23 protein-coding genes are annotated in these 19,681 nt (G+C 71.7%); 13 read left to right on the forward strand and 10 right to left on the reverse strand.

The window, feature by feature from the left end:
• Positions 1–214 precede the first annotated feature (214 nt).
• A complete protein-coding gene (locus tag B100_RS0119260; protein ID WP_024886071.1) occupies positions 215–1,180 on the forward strand; it encodes an acyl-CoA desaturase in 966 nt (321 codons plus the stop codon).
• A 32-nt stretch (positions 1,181–1,212) separates the two neighbouring features.
• On the opposite strand, the gene crcB (B100_RS0119265) is transcribed toward B100_RS0119260, so the two are convergent.
• From crcB (B100_RS0119265) to B100_RS0119280, 4 genes are all read right to left on the reverse strand, one after another.
• Positions 1,213–1,587, reverse strand: a complete 375-nt coding sequence (gene crcB / locus B100_RS0119265; RefSeq protein WP_024886072.1) for a fluoride efflux transporter CrcB — start codon at positions 1,585–1,587, stop codon at positions 1,213–1,215.
• Positions 1,584–1,949, reverse strand: coding sequence for a DUF190 domain-containing protein (locus B100_RS0119270; protein WP_024886073.1), 366 nt, complete (start codon positions 1,947–1,949; stop codon positions 1,584–1,586). The genes crcB (B100_RS0119265) and B100_RS0119270 overlap by 4 nt, the downstream gene beginning before the upstream one ends.
• On the reverse strand, positions 1,946–2,389 hold the full coding sequence (gene crcB / locus B100_RS0119275) for a fluoride efflux transporter CrcB (protein ID WP_024886074.1): 444 nt from the start codon (positions 2,387–2,389) through the stop codon (positions 1,946–1,948). The genes B100_RS0119270 and crcB (B100_RS0119275) overlap by 4 nt, the downstream gene beginning before the upstream one ends.
• A gap of 110 nt (positions 2,390–2,499) precedes the next feature.
• Positions 2,500–2,766 (reverse strand): helix-turn-helix domain-containing protein, encoded by a 267-nt coding sequence (locus B100_RS0119280; protein WP_024886075.1) that lies wholly within the window; start codon positions 2,764–2,766, stop codon positions 2,500–2,502.
• A 267-nt stretch (positions 2,767–3,033) separates the two neighbouring features.
• Between B100_RS0119280 and B100_RS0119285 the strand changes: the two genes are divergently transcribed.
• The gene (locus B100_RS0119285; RefSeq protein WP_024886076.1) at positions 3,034–3,423 is read left to right on the forward strand and encodes a MarR family transcriptional regulator; all 390 of its coding nucleotides are present in this window, start codon (positions 3,034–3,036) and stop codon (positions 3,421–3,423) included.
• Between the two features lie 93 nt (positions 3,424–3,516).
• Here the strand turns inward: B100_RS0119285 and B100_RS0119290 are convergent, their stop codons facing one another.
• Positions 3,517–3,921 carry an SseB family protein gene (locus B100_RS0119290; protein ID WP_024886077.1) on the reverse strand — a complete coding sequence of 135 codons (405 nt, stop codon included), beginning with the start codon at positions 3,919–3,921 and terminating at the stop codon, positions 3,517–3,519.
• A 210-nt stretch (positions 3,922–4,131) separates the two neighbouring features.
• Here B100_RS0119290 and B100_RS0119295 point away from each other — a divergent pair, with 210 nt between their 5' ends.
• Both B100_RS0119295 and B100_RS0119300 read left to right on the forward strand, forming a co-directional pair.
• Positions 4,132–5,577 (forward strand): glyceraldehyde-3-phosphate dehydrogenase, encoded by a 1,446-nt coding sequence (locus B100_RS0119295; RefSeq protein ID WP_024886078.1) that lies wholly within the window; start codon positions 4,132–4,134, stop codon positions 5,575–5,577.
• A gap of 141 nt (positions 5,578–5,718) precedes the next feature.
• On the forward strand, positions 5,719–6,678 hold the full coding sequence (locus B100_RS0119300; protein WP_024886079.1) for a hypothetical protein: 960 nt from the start codon (positions 5,719–5,721) through the stop codon (positions 6,676–6,678).
• Between the two features lie 28 nt (positions 6,679–6,706).
• Here B100_RS0119300 and B100_RS0119305 read toward each other — a convergent pair whose 3' ends face one another.
• Positions 6,707–8,353, reverse strand: coding sequence for an FAD-dependent oxidoreductase (locus B100_RS0119305; protein WP_024886080.1), 1,647 nt, complete (start codon positions 8,351–8,353; stop codon positions 6,707–6,709).
• Between the two features lie 294 nt (positions 8,354–8,647).
• On the opposite strand from B100_RS0119305, the gene B100_RS0119310 reads away from it, so the two are divergent.
• The 7 genes from B100_RS0119310 (at position 8,648) to B100_RS0119340 (ending at position 13,962) form a co-directional block, all read left to right on the forward strand.
• A complete protein-coding gene (locus B100_RS0119310) occupies positions 8,648–9,772 on the forward strand; it encodes a SchA/CurD-like domain-containing protein (protein WP_024886081.1) in 1,125 nt (374 codons plus the stop codon).
• Positions 9,773–9,843: 71 nt separating this feature from the next.
• Positions 9,844–10,311, forward strand: coding sequence for a cupin domain-containing protein (locus B100_RS0119315; protein ID WP_024886082.1), 468 nt, complete (start codon positions 9,844–9,846; stop codon positions 10,309–10,311).
• A complete protein-coding gene (locus B100_RS0119320) occupies positions 10,308–11,576 on the forward strand; it encodes a beta-ketoacyl-[acyl-carrier-protein] synthase family protein (RefSeq protein WP_024886083.1) in 1,269 nt (422 codons plus the stop codon). The genes B100_RS0119315 and B100_RS0119320 overlap by 4 nt, the downstream gene beginning before the upstream one ends.
• Complete coding sequence (locus B100_RS0119325; RefSeq protein WP_024886084.1) at positions 11,573–12,817, forward strand: ketosynthase chain-length factor; 1,245 nt, start codon at positions 11,573–11,575, stop codon at positions 12,815–12,817. Before B100_RS0119320 ends, B100_RS0119325 begins: the two co-directional genes overlap by 4 nt.
• A gap of 26 nt (positions 12,818–12,843) precedes the next feature.
• A complete protein-coding gene (locus B100_RS0119330) occupies positions 12,844–13,104 on the forward strand; it encodes an acyl carrier protein (RefSeq protein WP_024886085.1) in 261 nt (86 codons plus the stop codon).
• 2 nt (positions 13,105–13,106) lie between these two features.
• Entirely contained in the window at positions 13,107–13,589 is a 483-nt protein-coding gene (locus tag B100_RS0119335; protein WP_024886086.1) for an SRPBCC family protein, read from the forward strand.
• 37 nt (positions 13,590–13,626) lie between these two features.
• Positions 13,627–13,962, forward strand: a complete 336-nt coding sequence (locus B100_RS0119340; RefSeq protein WP_024886087.1) for a TcmI family type II polyketide cyclase — start codon at positions 13,627–13,629, stop codon at positions 13,960–13,962.
• A 90-nt stretch (positions 13,963–14,052) separates the two neighbouring features.
• Here B100_RS0119340 and B100_RS0119345 read toward each other — a convergent pair whose 3' ends face one another.
• The 4 genes from B100_RS0119345 to B100_RS0119360 form a co-directional block, all read right to left on the reverse strand.
• Complete coding sequence (locus B100_RS0119345) at positions 14,053–15,081, reverse strand: methyltransferase (protein ID WP_024886088.1); 1,029 nt, start codon at positions 15,079–15,081, stop codon at positions 14,053–14,055.
• Positions 15,082–15,134: 53 nt separating this feature from the next.
• Positions 15,135–16,196, reverse strand: a complete 1,062-nt coding sequence (locus B100_RS0119350; protein WP_024886089.1) for a right-handed parallel beta-helix repeat-containing protein — start codon at positions 16,194–16,196, stop codon at positions 15,135–15,137.
• A gap of 42 nt (positions 16,197–16,238) precedes the next feature.
• Positions 16,239–17,141, reverse strand: a complete 903-nt coding sequence (locus B100_RS0119355) for a GNAT family N-acetyltransferase (RefSeq protein ID WP_024886090.1) — start codon at positions 17,139–17,141, stop codon at positions 16,239–16,241.
• Between the two features lie 134 nt (positions 17,142–17,275).
• Positions 17,276–17,836 (reverse strand): NAD(P)H-dependent oxidoreductase, encoded by a 561-nt coding sequence (locus B100_RS0119360; protein WP_024886091.1) that lies wholly within the window; start codon positions 17,834–17,836, stop codon positions 17,276–17,278.
• 224 nt (positions 17,837–18,060) lie between these two features.
• Here B100_RS0119360 and B100_RS0119365 point away from each other — a divergent pair, with 224 nt between their 5' ends.
• Positions 18,061–18,891: an enoyl-CoA hydratase/isomerase family protein gene (locus B100_RS0119365; RefSeq protein WP_024886092.1), complete on the forward strand. Its 831-nt coding sequence runs from the start codon at positions 18,061–18,063 to the stop codon at positions 18,889–18,891.
• A gap of 67 nt (positions 18,892–18,958) precedes the next feature.
• Entirely contained in the window at positions 18,959–19,429 is a 471-nt protein-coding gene (locus B100_RS0119370; protein ID WP_024886093.1) for a MarR family winged helix-turn-helix transcriptional regulator, read from the forward strand.
• Positions 19,430–19,681 lie beyond the last annotated feature (252 nt).

Genomic DNA, 19,681 nt, shown 5'->3' on the forward strand with positions numbered 1-19,681 from the left:
GGGGGGTGGCCCACGTACCCCTGGGGGGCCACCGCCATTCTTCGGAGGCAAGATCGTTCCCATACTGGGCCGTATGGCCAATTCGACGGTACTGACCGGCATCCCCTCCTCGAGTGAAGGGGAAAAGGAAACAGGGCGACAGGGAAACGCGCGGAAGGACGCGCGGAAAGAAGGAGCGGGGCGAGGGAGTGATTTCTCGGAGCTGTCACGGCGCATGGCCGACGCGGGCCTGCTCCGGCGCCGTCCGCTGTACTACACGGTCCGGTTCACCGCCGTGGGTCTGACGCTCGCCGGGAGCGTCGCCGCCTTCCTCGTCCTGGGCGACAGCTGGAGTCAGCTGCTTGTCGCCGCCGTGCTGGCCCTGGTGTCCGGGCAGCTCGGGCTGGCGGCGCACGACCTGGCCCACCGCCAGGTGTTCTCCCGCCGGCGCCCCAGCGAGATCGGCGGTCTGCTGGTGGCCGACGTGCTCCTCGGGATGAGTTACGGCTGGTGGATGAACAAGCACACCCGCCACCACGCCAACCCGAATCACGAGAGCAAGGACCCGGACGTCGCGCCGGACATCATCGTGTGGTCACGGGGACAGGCACGCCGGGCCAAGGGGCCTGCCCGGTTCATCGGGAAACACCAGGCAGCCCTTTTCTTCCCGCTGCTGACCCTTGAGGGACTGAACCTGAGTTTCAGCAGTTTCAAGGCGCTGCGCAGCCCGTCGATGAAACGGCCGGTGCTGGAGGGAACGCTGCTCGTCGCGCATTTCGCCGTGTATTTCGGCGGCCTTTTCTCGGTCCTGTCCCCCGGCAAGGCGCTCGTCTTCCTCGCCGTTCACCAAGGGCTGTTCGGTCTCTACCTCGGCTCGGTGTTCGCGCCGAACCACAAGGGCATGCCGATGATCGAGGAGGGGACCGAGCTGGACTTCCTGCGCCGTCAGGTGCTCACCTCCCGCAACGTCGACGGCGGCCCGCTGACCGACGTGTTCATGGGCGGCCTCAACTACCAGATCGAGCACCACCTCTTCCCCAGCATGCCGACGCCCGCCCTCGCCGAGGCGCAGGTCGTCACCGAGCGGTACTGCGCCGAGCTGGGCATCCCTTACTGCCGGACGGGGCTGCTCGCCTCGCATCGCACCGCGCTGCGCCATCTGCGGGACGTCGGTGAGCCGCTGCGCACGGCGGGCGGCTGACCCCCGCCGGCTCCGGGACCGGTCCGGTTCCGCTACGACCACACCGCCCCGGCCAGCGCCGCCCCCGCGTAGGCGACGCCCAGGCCGGCCGCCGTGCTCACCACGACGTTGGCCACCGCGTGACCGCGTGCGCCGCCCTCCACCAGGCGGAGGGTCTCGTAGGAGAAGGTCGAGTAGGTGGTCAGCGCCCCGCACAGGCCGGTGCCGAGCAGCAGTTGGAGATCGGGCCCCGCGGCGCCCGCGGCCGCCGCACCGGTGACCAGGCCGAGGATCAGACTGCCGGCGACGTTGACCGTGAGGGTCCCCCAGGGGAGCCCCGAGCCGGTCCGGGACTGCACCGCTCGGTCGGTGAGATACCGCAACGGCGCCCCGACCATCGCACCGGCCACCACGTACAGCCAGTTCACCCGCGCTTCTGCCCCGTCGCGTCGAAGCCGCTTGCGCTCCGGGGAACGATCTCGCACCGCTCGAGGAGCACCAGCCCTTCCGTGACGAGCGCGTCGACCTCCGGCAGGAAGGCCCGCACCCGCTCCTCGGTGTCGACGACGACGACCGCCACCGGCAGGTCCTCGCTCATCGACAGCAGCCGGGAGGTGTGCACGAGCGACGAGGTCCCGAAACCTTCGATCCCTCGGAACACACTGGCACCGGCGAGCCCGGCCGCGTGCGCCCGGTGGACGATCTCCGAGTAGAGGGGCCGGTGGCGGCAGGTGTCGCACTCGCCGACCAGCACTGTGAGGCGCAGGGCGCCCTGGGTCGATGTGGTCATGGCTGCCTCCTGATCAGTGCCCGGCGGGTGACCGCGGTGGCCGCCCACACGGCGGTCAGGGCCACGGCAGGCGTGACGGCCAGGTAGAGGAACGCGGCGCCGTGGCGGCCGGCCTCGAACAGACCCCGGATGTCCACCGCGTACGTCGAGAAGGTCGTGAAACCGCCGAGGACGCCGGTGCCGAAGAACGGACGGAGCAGGCGATGCGCGGTGCGTACCTCGGCCACGATCACCATGAACGCGCCGATCACGGCGCAGCCGAGGACGTTGACCCAGAGGATCGTCCAGGGGAAGGAGTCCCCCGGCATCGGCCACCACAGGGTGGCCGCGTACCGGGCCGCCGCTCCCAGGCCGCCGCCCGCCGCGACCGCGCCGACGACGGGGGCCTGGGCGCGTACGCGGTGACGGGCCGGGGGGCGCGCGGTGTCCGGGGCTGTCACGGTCGCGCGTCTCCCACTGGCATGTGATCAGTCTAGTCCGGCGAACGGCGGCGCGGCGGACCCGCGCAAGGTCCCGATCCGCTGCGGGGCGCACGGCCCGCTGCCGCCCGCTACCAGCCCTTCGCGAAGAGCTGGGTCACCTCGGCGACGCGGATCTCGTCGCGTCGGTAGCGGGGGCTGTCGTCGTGGACGGTGGTGCGGAGCAGGCCGAGCGAGGTGAGCAGCCGGAGGTGGGTGACGGCGGCGGGGCGGGGCACGCCCAGCCGGCGGGCGACGTCGTCCGCGGTGAGGCCGCGTTCGGCGGTGCCGGGTTCGCCCAGCCACGCGAGGATGCGCAGTCGTGTCCCGTCGGCGGGAGTGCTCAGCATGTCGTCCACCTCCACGCCGGGCTTCCGTGTCTCGCGGCGCCCTCCCACTGTGCCGCGCCCGGGGTCCCCGTGTCCCGTACCGCGGGCACCTTGTCCTGACTCAACCCCCTTACCCAGTAAGGAAGTTGAACGTGAAAGCGGTGGCCGGGGCCCTGACTCCCGGCAACCGTGCCGGTGTCACAGGTGACGGAACCACGCCGTCGCCGGGTGCAGCGGCCTCGACCTGAGGCCGACGGGCCCGTTCATTGAATATCGAACAAGTGTTACGGTGCCGGTATGGCAGGGATGGCCGACGAGGCGCGGCTCGAGGAACGGTGGCGGGACATCCTCGCGGTGCACGCCCGCACCCAGGGCGAGATCGACCGCGCTCTGCACCCCTACGGCCTGGGCGCCTCCGACTTCGAGGTGCTCCACCTGCTCGCGTCCAGCACTCCCCCGCACGGTGAGCAGTGCCGGGTGCAGAACCTGGTCGGCCGGGTCCACCTCAGTCAGAGCGCGCTGTCCCGGCTCATCGCCCGGCTGGAGAAGAACGGCCTGGTCGAGCGCAGCACCTGCCCGACGGACCGCCGCGGCGTCTACGTGCAGCTGACCGAGCGGGGCCGCGAACTGTACGCCGAGACACTCCCGGTCCAGCGCGCCGCCCTGGCCCGCGCTCTCGGCGACTGAACGCCTCCGCCGGGCACATCGACGACGAAGCCCCGGCCCACGTCCTGCCCGATGTCGGGCGGAACGGGCCGGGGCTGACGCACGCAGGCGCCCCTACGGGCGGGCGAGCAGCGTGCGCACCCCTTCCGAGGTGAGGGTCAGACGGTGGTCGGAGCTGCCGTCGATGGTGAGGGAGAGGTCCTCGGCCGGCCACTGAGCGGCGAGGGCGCCGAGCGGGACCAGGCGGTAGCGGGACACGAACGGGAGCAGTCCGGCCATCTCCAGCTCGGAGGTGAACACGGGCACCACCTGGGTGCCGCCCGGCTGTTCCAGCACCGGCAGCGCGACGGCTCCGGGGTCGGCGGCCTCCTGGTCGCCCGCGTCGTCGGGGACGGGGATCAGCACGTCACTGTTCGCCAGGGCGTCCAGCGCAGCCGTGTCCTCCGTGTTCTCGGACAGCGTGTCCAGGGCCCGCTGCGCGGGCGTGGGGGCGTTGTTCTCGTGCGCGGGTGTCTCCATGGCAGATTCCCTGGTAGCGGCGGTCGTGGGGCCCGCCCGGGACTGGTACGAACCCGGGCACAGCAGGGGACGCGTACCCGTTCACCCGTCACGCAACCCTGCGGGACGTACCCGCCGACGAGCCCCTGCGAGCCTGCGGGCGGACCCCCTCGGGACCCTTCGAGCGGCATGGCTATCATATGAGCACCCTCTAGCTCGAAAGATGATCCTGTGACTGTCAACGAAGACTCGTTCACCAACTGGAAGCACCGCGAGGAGATCGCGGAGTCGATGATCCCGATCATCGGGAAGCTGCACCGGGAGCGGGACGTCACCGTCCTGCTGCACAGCCGCTCCCTGGTGAACAAGTCAGTGGTCAGCATCCTCAAGACCCACCGCTTCGCCCGGCAGATCGCCGGCGAGGAGCTGTCCGTCACCGAGACGCTGCCGTTCCTCCAGGCGCTCACCACGCTGGACCTCGGCCCGTCGCAGATCGACATCGGTCTGCTCGCCGAGTCCTACCGTGCCGACGACCGGGGCAGGTCCGTCGCCGAGTTCACCGCCGAGGCCGTCGCCGGCGCGACCGGCGCGGACAAGATCGACCGCCGCGAGCCGCGCGACGTCGTCCTCTACGGCTTCGGCCGCATCGGCCGGCTGCTCGCCCGTCTGCTCATCGAGAAGGCCGGCTCCGGCAACGGCCTGCGGCTGCGGGCGATCGTCGTGCGCCGGGGCGGCGAGCAGGACATCGTCAAGCGGGCCTCGCTGCTGCGGCGCGACTCCGTGCACGGCCAGTTCCAGGGCACCATCACCGTCGACGAGGCGAACAGCACGATCGTCGCCAACGGCAACACCGTCAAGGTGATCTACGCGAACGACCCGTCCGAGATCGACTACACGGCGTACGGCATCGACAACGCCATCCTCATCGACAACACCGGCAAGTGGCGTGACCGCGAGGGCCTTTCGCAGCACCTGCGCCCCGGCGTCGACAAGGTGGTGCTGACCGCGCCCGGCAAGGGCGACGTGCCCAACATCGTGCACGGGGTCAACCACGACACCCTCAAGCCGGACGAGCGGATCCTGTCCTGCGCGTCCTGCACCACCAACGCGATCGTGCCGCCGCTCAAGGCGATGGCGGACGAGTACGGCGTGCTGCGCGGCCACGTGGAGACGGTGCACTCGTTCACCAACGACCAGAACCTGCTGGACAATTACCACAAGTCCGAGCGCCGCGGCCGGTCCGCGCCGCTCAACATGGTGATCACCGAGACCGGTGCCGCGTCGGCCGTCGCCAAGGCGCTGCCCGACCTGAAGGCACCCATCACCGGCAGCTCGATCCGCGTACCGGTGCCGGACGTGTCGATCGCCATCCTCAACCTCCATCTGGCCCGCGCGACGAACCGCGAGGAGGTCCTGGACTACCTGCGCAACGTCTCGCTGACCTCGCCGCTGAAGCGCCAGATCGACTTCATCAGCGCGCCCGACGCGGTCTCCAGCGACTTCATCGGCTCGCGGCACGCCTCGATCGTCGACGCCGGCGCGCTGAAGGTCGACGGCGACAACGCCATCCTCTACCTCTGGTACGACAACGAGTTCGGCTACTCCTGCCAGGTCGTCCGCGTCGTCCAGTACGTCTCCGGGGTGGAGTACCCGACGTACCCGGCCCCGGCGGTCTGAGCCGGCGGTGACCGCGGGGCGGGGCGGGGCCGGTTGCCCCGCCCCGCCCCGGTCTGCCCGAAAGACCTGCGGTAAGGGCCAGATCGATAACGATCACCCGGAAACGGTTGCCCGGGCACCACGGCTTCCTAGTCTTCCGGCATGCCCCTCTTCAGCACCCGCACCAGCAGACGCCCCCGCATCTCCCGTTCCCTCGGCGACGATCAACTCTCCCGTGTCCTTGGAAAGTTGAGCAAGAAGGGCAGCGCGACCGACGCCACCTTGATCTCCGAGCTCCTGGAGGAGACCGGCGACGACTGGGACAGACGCTCCCACCGGATGTCCGTGCTGGCCGAGGCGACGGCCGGCACCAGGATCGCGGCGGCCTGGCTGGAGCGGGAGCCGGACGCGCCGGACGCGCTGGTGTTCCACTCCTGGACCCAGCTGACGCGGGGGCTGCGCGACGGACATCTGGAGGACGCCCGGGAGGTCGTCGGCCGGTGCCACCGGGCCGCCGAGCTGGCACCGGAGGACCCGCTGCCGTGGGTGGTCCTGCTCGGCACCGCGCGGATGGAGCGGTACGACAGCAGGGACGTCCAGGCGCTCTGGCGGGAGGCCACCGGACGGGACCGCTACCACCGGGAGGCCTACCTGCAGATGCTCGCGCACCTGTCGCCCGAGGAGGGCGGGTCCAGCGCCTCGGTACTGGACTTCGTCGACGCGGTGCGCGCCCACATCCCGGCCAACGCGCCGTGTGCGGCGATCGAACTCACCGCGGCCGTACGGCAGTACCAGAGCATCCTGGCGCAGGGCGGGGTGCGGGCGATGACGGCAAGCCAGCTGTTCGAGGGGGGACAGATGGCGGCGGCACTGCACCAGGCGGCCACGCTGTGGCAGAAGCCCGGGTTCTTCCAGCACGCCGCGGCCGCCGCCGACCTCAACGTCCTGGCGTACGCGCTGTGCGCGGCCGGCCGCGCGGCGGACGCCCACCCGGTGTTCCAGGCCCTCCAGGGTGTCGTCACCCCGTGGCCCTGGGACGTCGACGGTCCGGCGCTCCAGCGCTTCGAGCAGCATCTGGCCAAGTCCGAACGCGGCCGCCAGGGCGGCATCGGCAGCGGCTGAGCCGCGCCGTCCCGGCGGCCGTGCCCCGTCAGGCGCGGGACAGCAGGGTGCCGACCGCCTCCCGCAGCGCCCCCGCCGGGTCGGCGGCCGGACCTTCGTGACGCCAGGCGACGAAGCCGTCGGGCCGGACCAGCACCGCGCCGTCCGGCGTGACGCCGTGGGCGGCCGCCCAGTCGGTGCCCGGCTCGGGCACCAGGTCGGCGCCCTCGCCGATGCCGTACACGTCGAGCGGCACCGGGAGACCGGCCGCCACCTCGGCCGCGGCGGCCTGCCAGGGGCTGTGCGGCGAGGTGAGCAGGACCAGCGAGCGCTCGTAGAGGTCGAGCGTGGAGACGCGGGTGCCGGCGCGCTCCAGCCACAGGTGCGGCGCGCGGCTGCCGGGCTCGCCCGTCAGCGCGACGGAGTCCGGCACCACCGGCGTCGCCGGGTCGGCACCCAGGACCGCGCCGCGCGGATAGCGGTAGGCCAGGGCCACGTTGAGGATGCCGCCCTTGCGGCCGGTGGACGCCGTGGTGTCCTCGGCGGGCGTGTACCCGGGATGGCTGTGCTCCACCGAGCGGGACGAGGCGCGGGCGCTGGTCGCCTCGGCGACGGGCCGGCGCTCGCGGTCGTAGGTGTCGAGCAGGCCGGGTCCGGCCCAGCCGCCGAGCACCGCGGCCAGCTTCCAGGCGAGGTTGTGGGCGTCCTGGATACCGGTGTTGGAGCCGAAGGCGCCGGTGGGCGACATCTCGTGGGCCGAGTCACCGGCCAGGAACACCCGTCCGTCGGCGTACCGTTCGGCGACCCGCTCGGCGGCGTGCCAGGCGGCCCGGCCGGTGATCGTCACGTCCAGGTCGGGGACGCCCACGGCCCGCCGGATGTGCGCGACGCACCGCTCGTCGGTGAACTCTTCGATCGTCTCGCCGTGTTCGGGGTGCCAGGGAGCGTGGAAGACCCAGCGCTCGCAGTTGTCGACCGGCAGCAGCGCCCCGTCGCCGTCCGGGCTGGTGAGGTAGCAGACGATGAACCGGCGGTCGCCGACGACGGCGGCGAGGTCGCGCGAGGTGAAGGTGACGCTGACGTTGTGGAACAGGTCGCCGGGACCGGTGTGCCCGATGCCCAGCGCCTCACGCACAGGGCTGCGCGGGCCGTCCGCGGCCACCAGGTAGTCCGCCCGGACCGTGGTGTGCTCGCCGGTCTCCCGGCTCTTGACCAGGGCCGTCACTCCGTCGGCGTCCTGGTCGAAGGACATCATCTCGGTGCTGAAGCGCAGATCGCCGCCCAGTTCCCGCGCGCTGCGCAGCAGCACCGGCTCCAGGTCGTTCTGGCTGCACAGGCACCAGCCGGCGGGGCTGAAGCGGGCGAGTCCGCCGCCCGGGTCGATCTCCCGGAACAGCCACTCCCCCGCGTCCTCCACCAGGCTCGGTGTCTGCAGGATGCCGTGGTTGTCCGCCAGCACCGACGCGGCTTCGACGATCCTGCCGTCCACGCCGGCCGCGCGGAACAGCTCCATGGTGCGGACGTTGTTGCCGCGCCCGCGCGGGTGGATCGACGTGCCGGCATGACGCTCGACGAGCGTGTGCGGCACACCGAGCCGCCCCAGGAACAGGGACGTGGACAGGCCCACCAGGGAGCCCCCCACGATGAGGACGGGCGTGCGGTGGACCGCCTCGCCGGCCGTACCCGATCGGTTCATTGAAACGCCTCCAGCGTTCGCCCGGGTCCCGTTGAGGAACGGGACGTCGATGTCATCCCCGGGGTGTCGATTTCATCCCGGGTGCGGGCCCCTTCGCGTCCGGGCGGCACCCGGTTGGCGCGCGGTTCACCCGCGTGCCCCGTGTCGCTCGCGCGCTTCCCGGGCCGCGCCGACCATCGACACATGGCGACCCCCTGCCCATCGGACACGGCGGTCGTTCCTGACCTTCCGTGAAGAGCTTCCGGAGGAGACCTCGCCACAGGGGTTTCCCGAACTAGAGGAGAGGTGCGCCGGATGACCATGTCGGGACGCATATCGCAGTCGGCCTTCGACGGCTCCAGGCTGCGGGTGATCCTGCTGCTCGACCTGTACGAGGGGGCGCAGGAGCAGTTCCTCGAGGCGTACGAGCACATGCGCAGCAAGGTCGCGTCCGTGCCCGGTCACATCAGCGACCAGCTGTGCCAGTCGATCGAGAACCCCTCGCAGTGGCTGATCACCAGCGAGTGGGAGAGCGCGCCGCCGTTCCTCGCGTGGGTGAACAGCGAGGAGCACGTGGAGACGGTCCGGCCGATGCACAGCTGTGTGCGGGACACCCGGTCGATGCGCTACAGCGTCGTGCGCGAGACCATGCCCGAGCGCCCCCTGGGCTCCGAGTCCGCCAGGGCGGGCCTGCAGTCGTCCGTGCGGGTCGGCGACGGTGTGGCGCGCCACGCCCTCACCTTCACCGTCAAGCCGGGCTCCGAGTCCAAGGTCGCGGAGCTGCTGGCCGGCTACGAGTCGCCCAAGGCCCAGGTCGACGACACCACGCGGCTGCGCCGCACCTCGCTGTTCATGCACGGCAACCGGGTCGTGCGGGCCGTCGAGGTGGAGGGCGACCTGCTCGCCGCGCTGCGTCACGTGGCGCGCCAGCCGGAGGTGCGGGCGGTCGAGGAGGCCATCAACCCCTATCTGGAGCAGGACCGGGACCTGACCGATCCCGAGTCCGCGCGGCTGTTCTTCACCCGGGCCGCGCTGCCCGCCGTGCACCATGTGGCGTCCGGCCGGCCGGAGCCCGCCGGGCTGCGGCGGCACGCGCTGTACTACCCGGCCGTCGCGGGCCGCGGCATGGAGCTGGCCCGCTTCCTCGCCCAGCAGGACGAGACCGCGGCCGGCGACCCGGACAGCCCGGTGTTCGCGAGCACCGTGTTCCAGCGGGACGACATCGTCGTCCGCCTCGTCGACGTGACCGGCGACCTCGACCTGGACCCGCTCGCCGCCCTCGGCATCACGGGCCCGGGCAAGGCGGCGGAGCTGGAGCGTCTCCTGGACGGCGCCGCGATCGGCGTCGAGGGCTCCCTGGACTCGGAACGCACCCTCAACCGGCTGCTGTCGCACGCCGACATGCTGCCCGTCACCGACCGCAGCGCGGCGGCTTCCTGACGGTCAACCGCGGTGACGTCCGCGGCCGCCCGAGCGCCCGGACGTCACCGGTACACCCGGAGGTATCAACCATGTCCAAGCAGCATCCACGCATCGTGGACCTGAGCGAGACGGAACCCAACCGCCGGCGCGGGGGTGACCTCAGGACCCTGCTCACCCCGGCCACCGTGGGCTCCACGAGCGGCTTCATGGGGCTGGCCGTCATCAAGCCCGGCGAGCGGATCGCCGAGCACTACCACCCGTACTCCGAGGAGTTCGTGTACGTCGTCAACGGCGCGCTCGAAGTGGACCTGGACGGCGAGCCGTTCGCGCTCCGCGCCGAGCAGGGGCTGATGATCCCGATCGACATGCGGCACCGCTTCCGCAACGTCGGTGACGAGGAGGCCCGCATGGTGTTCCACCTCGGTCCCCTCGCGCCCCACCCGAGCCTCGGGCACGTCGACACGGAGGAGACCGAAAGCGCGCTCTCCGGACCGCAGTTGACGGTGGGCGGACCTGAGGCGGCCCACCCGGCCGAGCCGAGCGAGGCCATAAAATGACCCGGCGGGTGGCCGTCACCGGAATCGGTGTGGTCGCTCCCGGCGGCATCGGGGCGACGGCGTTCTGGGACCTGCTGGCCGCGGGCCGCACCGCGACCCGCGGCATCACCCTGTTCGATCCGGCGGGTCTGCGCTCACGCATCGCCGCCGAGTGCGACTTCGACCCGTTCGAGCACGGCCTGGACGCGGATCTCTGCCAGCACGCCGACCGTTACATCCAGTTCGCCGTGGTCGCGGCCCAGGAGGCGGTCCGGCAGTCCGGGCTGGACACCGGGGCCGTGGACCCGTGGCGCACCGCGGTGTCCCTGGGCAGCGCGGTCGGCGGCACCACCCGGCTGGAACACGACTACGTGCTGGTCAGCGAGAGCGGCCGGCGCTGGGACGTGGACCACACCAAGGCGGACCCGAAGCTGCACCTGGCGTTCGCGCCGAGCACCCTCGCCTCCACCGTGGCCGAGCGGTTCGACGCCCGGGGCCCGGTGCAGACGGTCTCCACCGGCTGCACCTCCGGACTCGACGCCGTCGGCTACGCGTTCCACACCGTCAGCGAGGGCCGGGCCGACGTCTGCATCGCCGGGGCGTCGGACTCGCCGATCTCACCGATCACGATGGCCTGCTTCGACGCGATCAAGGCGACGTCGCCCAACAACGACGACCCGGAGCACGCGTCACGGCCGTTCGACGCCCACCGCGACGGGTTCGTGATGGGCGAGGGCGCGGCGGTGCTGGTGCTGGAGGAGTACGAGCACGCGCGGGCGCGCGGCGCGGACATCCTCTGCGAGATCAGCGGCTACGCCACCTACGGCAACGCCTACCACATGACCGGACTGACCAGTGAGGGTCTGGAGATGGCGCGGGCCATCGACGGCACCCTCGACCAGGCCCGTATCGATCCCACCCGGATCGACTACGTGAACGCGCACGGTTCCGGCACCCGGCAGAACGACCGGCACGAGACGGCCGCGGTGAAGCGGTCGCTGGGCGCGCACGCGTACGAGACGCCCATGAGCTCCATCAAGTCGATGGTGGGGCACTCGCTCGGCGCCATCGGCGCCATCGAGGTGGCCGCCTGCGTGCTCGCGCTGCGACACCAGGTCGTGCCGCCGACGGCGAACTACGAGACCCCCGACCCGGAGTGCGACCTGGACTACGTGCCGCGCACCGCCCGTCCGCGGAAGCTGGAGCACGTGCTCTCCGTCGGCAGCGGGTTCGGCGGCTTCCAGTCCGCGGTGCTGCTGTCCGGGGCAGGCGGGAGGACACGATGAGCAAGCGGCGTTCCGGGCGTGCGGCCGTCACCGGCATCGGTGTGGTCGCGCCCGGCGGACTGGGCACCGACGCCTACTGGAAGTCGGTGCGCGAAGGGCTCGGCGTACTGGACCTGATCACCCGGGAGGGCTGTGAGCACCTTCCGCTGCGGGTGGCGGGCGAGGTGCGGTCCTTCGACCCGGCGGCCCTCATCGAGGACCGCTTCCTGGTGCAGACCGACCGCTTCAGCCATTTCGCGATGGCGGCGGCCGCGCTCGCCCTCGACGACGCCGGGCTGGGCGGCGAGCCCGCCGACCCGTACTCGGTCGGCGTGGTCACCGCGGCCGGCTCCGGCGGCGGCGAGTTCGGCCAGCGCGAGCTGCAGAAACTGTGGAGCAAGGGCTCCAAGTTCGTCGGGCCGTACCAGTCGATCGCCTGGTTCTACGCGGCGAGCACCGGGCAGATCTCCATCCGCGGCGGCCTGAAGGGGCCGTGCGGGGTGGTCGCGAGCGACGAGGCGGGCGGTCTGGACTCCCTCGCGCACGCGGCCCGCGCGGTACGGCGCGGCACCGACGTCATGGTCGTGGGGGCGGCGGAGGCACCGCTGGCCCCGTACTCGATGGTCTGCCAGCTCGGCTACCCCGAGCTCAGCACCCTCGACGACCCCGACCGTGCCTACCGCCCGTTCACCGAGAAGGCGTGCGGGTTCGTGCCCGCGGAGGGCGGTGCGCTGCTCGTCGTCGAGGACGAGGAGCGGGCCCGTGAGCGCGGGGTGCCCGTACGGGGTGTGGTGGCCGGTCACTCGGCCACGTTCACCGGGGCCTCCCGCTGGGCGGAGTCCCGTGAGGGCCTCGCGCACGCGATCACCGGCGCCCTCGACGACGCGGGCGTCGCCCCGGAGGAGATCGACGTCGTCTTCGCCGACGCCCTGGGCGTGCCCGAGGCGGACCGCGCGGAGGCGCTGGCGATCGCCGACGCCCTCGGCGCGCACGGCACGCGGGTGCCGGTGACGGCGCCCAAGACCGGCTACGGCCGGGCGTACTGCGGGGCGCCCGTGCTGGACACGGTGGCCGCGCTGCTGGCCATGGAGCAGGGCCTGGTGCCGCCCACGCCCAACGTGTTCGACATCTGCCACGACATCGATCTGGTGACCTCGCACGCTCGGCCCGCCGAGCTGCGCACCGCCCTCGTCCTCAGCCGGGGACTGATGGGCTCCAACGCGGCGCTGGTCGTGCGCCGCGGCGACGAATCCGCCCGGTGATCCGGGCGGGGAAGGAGCAGTCACCCATGATCACCACCGAAGTGACCTTCGACGAACTGGCCGCGCTGATGAAGCAGGCGGCCGGCATCACCGTCGACCCCAAGGAACTCAAGGACGCCGCGGAGTCCCCCTTCGACTCCTTCGGCCTCGACTCGCTCGGCCTGCTCGGCATCGTCGGCGAGCTGGAGAACCGGTACGGCGTGTCGCTGCCGCCCGACTCGGAGCGCTGCAGGACGCCCCGGGAGTTCCTGAACCTCGTCAACAGCACCCTCACGGCTGGAGCCTGAAAGTGGCCGGACACACGGAGAACAGCATCACCGTCGACGCTCCCTTCGACCTCGTCTGGGAGATGACCAACGACCTGGAGAACTGGCCGCGGCTGTTCAGCGAGTACGCGTCCGTGGAGGTCATCTCCCGGGAGGGCGCCACGACGACGTTCCGGCTGACCATGCACCCGGACGAGAACGGCAAGGTGTGGAGCTGGGTGTCGGAGCGCACCCCCGACCGCGGGAAGCGGAGCGTGCGCGCCCGCCGCGTCGAGACCGGCCCGTTCGCCCACATGGACATCCTGTGGGAGTACGAGGAGGTGCCGGGCGGGATCGAGATGCGCTGGACGCAGGACTTCGCGATGAAGCCCGACGCTCCGGTCGACGACGCGTGGATGACGGACAACATCAACCGCAACTCCCGCACTCAGATGGCGCTCATCCGGGACAAGATCGAGCAGGCCGCCCGCGAGACCGAGAGCGCGTCCGTCGCGTCCTCGCGCTGAGCACCGCTCCCGCCCGCGGGACACGGAAGGACATCCCATGCACCACGCCCTGATCGTCGCCCGGATGAAGCCCGGCTCGGCACCGCAGATCGCCGACGTGTTCGCCGCCTCGGACCGCGGTGAACTCCCCCACCTGGTCGGCGTCAGCCGGCGCAGTCTCTTCCAGTTCGGGGACGACGTCTACCTGCACCTCATCGAGTCCGAGCAGGACCCGGCGCCGGCCATCGCGAAGGTGGCCTCGCACCCCGAGTTCCGCCGCGTCAGCCAGGAGCTGGAGGCGTACGTCAGCGCGTACGACCCGGCCACGTGGCGCAGCCCGAAGGACGCCATGGCCCAGTGCTTCTACCGCTGGGAGCGCGGCGCCGGCTCCTGAGCCGCCGCACCTGGAGAACCCCGAGGCCGCCGGTCCCGCGTCAGACGCGGGGCCGGCGGCCTCGGGGTGTGCGGCCCGTGCCGTCGTGTGTCAGCCGGCGACGGTGCACTCGAAGGCGTGCAGGTAGGCGTTGACCGGGCGGATCTCGCCGATGGTCAGCCCCGCCTCGGTGAGGCGGTCCACCATGCTCTGCCGGGTGTGCTTGGCACCGCCGACGTTGAGGAGCAGCAGCAGGTCCATGGCGGTGGTGAAGCGCATGGACGGGGTGTCGTCGACGAGGTTCTCGATGACGACGACCCGGGCCCCGGGCCGCGCCGAGCGGCGGATGGCGGCCAGCACCCGGCGAGTGCTGTCGTCGTCCCACTCCAGGACGTTCTTGATGATGTACACGTCGGCCTGGACGGGCACGTCCTCGCGGCAGTCGCCGGGCACGACGCGGACCCGGTCCGCGAGCGCGCCGCCTCCGCGCAGCCTGGGGTCGGCGTTCTCGACGACGCCCGGCAGGTCGAGCAGGGTGCCGTGGAGGTGGGGGTGCTTCTCCAGGAGGCTGGCCAGGACGTGTCCCTGGCCGCCACCGATGTCCACCACGGAGGAGGCGTCGTCCAGGTCGAGCAGCTTGGCCACGTCCCGCGCGGACTGCTCGCTGGAGGTGGTCATGGCCCGGTTGAAGACGTGGGCGGACTCGGGGGCCGACTCGTTGAGGTAGGTGAAGAACTCCTGGTCGTACACGTCCTCGAAGACGTTGCCGCCGGTGCGCACCGCCTCGTCGAGGCGCGACCAGACGTTCCAGGTCCAGGGCTCGGTGCACCACAGGGCGATGTAGCGCAGGCTGTGCGGATCGTCCTCGCGCAGCAGCCGGGACATCTCCGTGTGCTCGAAGCTGCCGTCGGGGTTCTCGGTGAAGACGCCCTGGCACGACAGCGCGCGGAGCAGCCGGCGCAGGGTGTGCGGCTGGGTCTTCACCGCCGCCGCCAGGTCGTCGACGGTCATGGGGTCGTCGTCCAGCGCGTCGGGCACGCCCAGGCGGACGGCCGCGCGAACGGCGGCCGCGCAGGCCGCCCCGAATACGAGCTCCCTCAGCCGCATGGGCGGCGGGGGAGCCGGATCAACGGTGGTCATCCGTTGCCTCGCTTCTGCTGTTGTGCCGTGGGTGGGGGTGGGGGGCTGACGGGTCAGCACATTCCTGCGGGTTCGGAGAGGGTGCAGGTGTTGCGGCTGAAGGTGTTGGTCTTCGCGGTGTCGCGGTTGGCCAGGTCGGCGGGGCTGTTGCCGGTCACCAGGTTGTCGCGGACGTCGTTGCGCTCGCTGGGCGTGCCGACGAGGCTCTTGAACAGCACGATGCCGCCGGACAGCGGGGAGGTGCCCTTGTTGTTCTCGACCCGGTTGAACGCCACCCGGGTCTCCTCGACGCCGGTGAGGACGATGCCCGAGCCCTGGAGGAAGGGCAGCCGGGGCGTCTTGGCGCAGTACTTGTTGTTGCCGTGGATGTTGTTCCAGGACACGCTCAGGTGGCCGGCGCGGGGCTTGGACTCGTCGCCCACGACGAACACGGCGGCGCAGTTGCCGGTGGCCTCGTTGTGGTCGACGCTGACGTTCCGCAGCCGGCGCACGGTGACGCCGACGCGGTTCTCGGCGGTCTTGTTGTAGCGGATCACCGTTCTCTTGGCGTCGCGCGCGCCTTCCTCGGTGTCGACGGTGTTGGCCACGAACAGTCCGGCGTCGCCGTTCTTCCGGGTGACGTTGTGGCTGAGCACGCCGCGCACGGAGCGTTCCTGGGCGATGCCCCACTGGCCGTTCTTCTCGGCGATGACATGGCGGACCTTGAGGTTGTCGGTCGCGGTGGCCCACACCCCGTTCTTGGCGTATCCCCGCACCGTCAGGTGGCGTACGGAGACGTCCTTGAGGGGCTTCTTGTCGGTGCCGGTGACGCAGACGCCGTTGCCGGCCTTGGCACAGGCGGACGTGCCCGCCTTCGCGGCCGGCTGCAGGACGGTGCGGCCCGCGGCGTCGCCCCGCAGGGTGATGCCGGACTTCTTGATGTCGACGCTCTGCTTGTAGGTGCCGGCGGCCAGGAGGACGGTGTCCCCCGACTTGGCCGCGTTCACGGCCTTCTGGATGGACTGCCCCGGCTGTACGCGGTGCACGGTCGTCAGATGGGACGACGGGGCGGCACCGATCCCCGCGGCCACGACGGCGGTGGTGCACGCGAGGTACGCGATGTGACGTTTGTTCATGAGCCGAAGCTATGAGCGGGCGTTGTGCCCCGCCACCGGTGATCACCCAGCTGGGCGCGGTGCCGCGGCGGGGTGGGGTGCCGCGTCCCGGCGCAGGTCCCGGAGCTCGGGAAGACGCCGGAAACCGGCCGACGCGTAGGTGGCGACGGCGGCCGTGTTGGAGCTGGGGGTGCACACGACGGCGCTCGACGAGCCCAGCTCCCGGAGCGCGGCCGCCGCTGCGAGGGTGACCGCCCGGCCGTGGCCCCGGCCGCGGTGGTCCCGGTGCACCCCCAGCGGTTCCAGCAGCCCGGGACGCCCCGGTCCGGCCGACCACACGGTCACCGCCGCCACCGCTTCGCCCCGTTCGTCGTAGGCGACCAGGCAGCGGGCGTCGGCGTAGGTCGGCGCGACGGCCATCGTGTGCCAGGCCTCCTCCGAGAAGGCCGAGTTGGCGAACGCGGCCCGCTGCACGGCGCTGCGCACCCGCGCCCCGTCCGGTCCGGTCACCTCGATCCGTACGCCCGGGCGGGGCACCGGAGCGGCGAGGTCACGGTGCAGCGGTGTCCACGGCTCGTCGTCCTTCCAGCCGGCGTCGGCGAGGGTCTCCCGGACCAGCGCGCCCCTCGGGGCCTCGACGTACACCGTCCCCTCGGGCAGGACACCCCGTCCGGGCTCCGTGAGGTTCGCGGTGAGCCGCCGCGCCACGTCCTCGTCCCGCCGGGCGTCGGGCGCGAGGGCCAGACGCAGCAGGTCGGGCCCGTCCAGCAGGCCGACGGCGACGATCCCTCCGTCCCGCCGCCACACCCTGACCGCATCGGCGGCCGCCCCGTCCCCGAACCGCAGGAACCAGCCCACGTCCCCCGGGTGCAGTTGTACGGGCGCCCTCTCGTGCTGCCACTCCCGCAGCACCCGCACGACCTCGTCCAGCCCGCCGGCTCCCGCCCCGCCCACCTCGACCGCCATGCCCCGATGACACACCATCACGCCGCGGCCCGCGGGCCGTACGGCACATCTCGCCGGAACACGGCCGTCGGTGCCGGCCCGGGGCTGTCCCGGGCCGGCACCGACGTCCCGTCCGGGCGGGACCGGGGCCTCGCTCAGGCGGCGCGCAGCGGCTCCAGCGCCTTGGCCCAGGCGACCACCTGGTCCAGGGTGGCGGTCAGGGTGGCGTGCTGGACCTCCGCGGGCTTGAAGGTGCTGAAGTTCTCGAAGTCCGTGAACAGGGAGAGGGCCACCTGCGAGCGGACGTCGGCCAGCTGCAACTCCCCCGCGATGCCGCGCAGGTGCTCCACGGCACGGGTGCCGCCGACCGATCCGTAGCTGACGAACCCGACGGCCTTGTTGTTCCACTCGGCGTAGAGGTAGTCGATGGCGTTCTTCAGGGCGCCCGGCACGGAGCGGTTGTACTCCGGCGTCACGATGACGAACCCGTCCAGGGACGCGATCTTCTCGGCCCAGGGCCCGGTGTGCGGCCGGGTGTAGTTGCCCAGGGACGCCGGGTACGGCTCGTCCAGGACCGGGAGCTCGTAGTCGAGGAGATCGACGATCTCGAACTCCGCGTCGGTGCGCCGGGCGGCGACCTCGTGCACCCAGCGGGCCACGGCCTCGCCGTTGCGGCCCGGGCGGGTGCTGCCGAGGATGATGCCAATCTTGGTCATGATCGACCTTTCGTACGGAAACAGCGTGGGAAATCAAGGGAGAATTTGCTTCGCCAAGCAACTTCATGGCGAAGGTACGGCTATGTACTTGCCGAGTCAAGTAAGTCGGTGAGGGGGTGGACGCCCGCCGGTGCAGACCCCCACGTGGGGCATTCGGTGGGTATGGTCCTAGATTGGGCAGTGGACTCCGGTCCGCCCCCTCCCCCGCAGACGGGAGCAGCCGAATGAGCGGCGAGACACAGTTCGACGTCCGGGAGATCAGCCCCTCCTACTGGCGGGTCACCTTCTCCAACGGGGAGATCAATCTGATCGACCCTGACACCATCGAGCAGCTGGCGGAGCTGATCACCCGCATCGAGCGGACTCCCGAGCTCACGGTGGTGGTGTTCCGCAGCGCCGACCCGGACTTCTTCATGGCGCACTACGACATGCTGGCGGACCGCTCGCGCGTGGCCGCCATGAAGCCGGCGGCCTCCGGCCTGCACCCCTACGCCGACAACGTGTACCGCCTGGCCAGGGTCCCCGCCGTCACCGTCAGCGAGATCAACGGCCGCGCCCGCGGTGCCGGCAGCGAGTTCGCGCTGGCCACCGACATCCGGTTCGCCGGGCCGGGCGCCGTCCTCGGTCACTTCGAGGTCGGCGTCGGGTCGGTGCCCGGCGGCGATCCCACGGGACGGCTCGCCAGGATGCTGGGCCGGGGGCGCGCGCTGGAGATCCTTCTGGGCGCCGACGACTTCCCCGCGGACCTCGCCGAGCGGTACGGCTACGTCAACCGCGTCCTGCCGGACGGTGAGCTGGAAGACTTCGTCGACGGCTTCGCCCGCAGGATCGCCGGCTTCGACAGGACGGCCGTACGGGAGACCAAGTCGCTCGTCGACGCGGTCACCGAGCCTCCCGTCGAGGAGTTCGGCGCCGCGCTCGCGGCGTTCTTCCGCACCTCCGGCCGCCCGGAGAACGCACATCGTGTCGAGCGGCTCCTCGAGGCCGGGCTCCAGAAGCCGGACGGCGTCGAACTCGACCTCGGCCGGCGGGTCGGCATCCCTCCCGACGCCTGACGGCGGGCGTGCGCCCCGGAACGGCGCGACGTTTGCCGAAGGTACTTCGCCGTGCAACCATCTGGGCATGGCGACCGCGACACCAGATCCCGCCCCGGCCGGACCGCGGCCCCTCACCCCGGACGAGGAAGCCGTGGTACGGGCCCTCCCCCGGCTCATCCACGCGCTGCCGCGCGCCATCGACGCGGACATGATGCGCGAGCAAAGGCTGCCCAACACCGAGTACCTGGCCCTGATGCACCTGTCGGAGGCCCCGCAGCGCCGGTTGCGCATGAGTGACCTCGCGGACGCCTGCGAGATGTCACTGAGCGGCACCACGCGCGTCGTGCAGCGACTGGAGAGCCAGGGGTTCGTCCGGCGGACCCGCTGCCCGGAGGACGCCCGGGGCTGGAACGCGGCCCTCACGGGCGCCGGCCTGCGACGGCTGGAAGAGGCGTGGCCCACCAACCTGGCCGCCGTCCGCCGGCACTTCCTGGACCATCTGGCGGGCATGGACCTCGGGCAGCTGGCCGCGGCGCTGCACAAGGTCGCGACCTGAGCCGAGCCGCCCACCGGCGGTAGCGGCACCCACGACGCACACGGACACACCCGGTCCGCACCACCGCGCGCCGGCAGCCGGCACGATCGGCGACGGCGGCAGCGGCAGCGGCAGCGACGGCGAGTGAAGAAACGGCGGGGAACAATGTTCGGCTTTTGCTTGCTTCGCATAGCAACCACCGTGCGGCGCGAGTCGACGCCCCCGCAGGCGGGCGGCCGGCGGGCCGCGCGGACCGACCGATCGAGATCACAG

It is taken from the genome of Streptomyces sp. CNH189, from assembly GCF_000527195.1.

Excerpts from the sequence above, each read along its gene's own strand:
- B100_RS0119320 (WP_024886083.1), top strand. The coding sequence starts at position 10,308 with ATGACCCGGCGGGTGGCCGTCACCGGAATCGGTGTGGTCGCTCCCGGC.
- B100_RS0119270 (WP_024886073.1), bottom strand. The coding sequence starts at position 1,949 with ATGACCACATCGACCCAGGGCGCCCTGCGCCTCACAGTGCTGGTCGGC.
- B100_RS0119305 (WP_024886080.1), bottom strand. The coding sequence starts at position 8,353 with ATGAACCGATCGGGTACGGCCGGCGAGGCGGTCCACCGCACGCCCGTC.
- B100_RS0119340 (WP_024886087.1), top strand. The coding sequence starts at position 13,627 with ATGCACCACGCCCTGATCGTCGCCCGGATGAAGCCCGGCTCGGCACCG.
- B100_RS0119325 (WP_024886084.1), top strand. The coding sequence starts at position 11,573 with ATGAGCAAGCGGCGTTCCGGGCGTGCGGCCGTCACCGGCATCGGTGTG.
- B100_RS0119350 (WP_024886089.1), bottom strand. The coding sequence starts at position 16,196 with ATGAACAAACGTCACATCGCGTACCTCGCGTGCACCACCGCCGTCGTG.
- B100_RS0119360 (WP_024886091.1), bottom strand. The coding sequence starts at position 17,836 with ATGACCAAGATTGGCATCATCCTCGGCAGCACCCGCCCGGGCCGCAAC.
- B100_RS0119315 (WP_024886082.1), top strand. The coding sequence starts at position 9,844 with ATGTCCAAGCAGCATCCACGCATCGTGGACCTGAGCGAGACGGAACCC.
- B100_RS0119365 (WP_024886092.1), top strand. The coding sequence starts at position 18,061 with ATGAGCGGCGAGACACAGTTCGACGTCCGGGAGATCAGCCCCTCCTAC.
- B100_RS0119345 (WP_024886088.1), bottom strand. The coding sequence starts at position 15,081 with ATGACCACCGTTGATCCGGCTCCCCCGCCGCCCATGCGGCTGAGGGAG.
- B100_RS0119310 (WP_024886081.1), top strand. The coding sequence starts at position 8,648 with ATGACCATGTCGGGACGCATATCGCAGTCGGCCTTCGACGGCTCCAGG.
- B100_RS0119370 (WP_024886093.1), top strand. The coding sequence starts at position 18,959 with ATGGCGACCGCGACACCAGATCCCGCCCCGGCCGGACCGCGGCCCCTC.
- B100_RS0119260 (WP_024886071.1), top strand. The coding sequence starts at position 215 with ATGGCCGACGCGGGCCTGCTCCGGCGCCGTCCGCTGTACTACACGGTC.
- B100_RS0119300 (WP_024886079.1), top strand. The coding sequence starts at position 5,719 with ATGCCCCTCTTCAGCACCCGCACCAGCAGACGCCCCCGCATCTCCCGT.
- B100_RS0119285 (WP_024886076.1), top strand. The coding sequence starts at position 3,034 with ATGGCAGGGATGGCCGACGAGGCGCGGCTCGAGGAACGGTGGCGGGAC.
- B100_RS0119330 (WP_024886085.1), top strand. The coding sequence starts at position 12,844 with ATGATCACCACCGAAGTGACCTTCGACGAACTGGCCGCGCTGATGAAG.
- B100_RS0119355 (WP_024886090.1), bottom strand. The coding sequence starts at position 17,141 with ATGGCGGTCGAGGTGGGCGGGGCGGGAGCCGGCGGGCTGGACGAGGTC.
- B100_RS0119290 (WP_024886077.1), bottom strand. The coding sequence starts at position 3,921 with ATGGAGACACCCGCGCACGAGAACAACGCCCCCACGCCCGCGCAGCGG.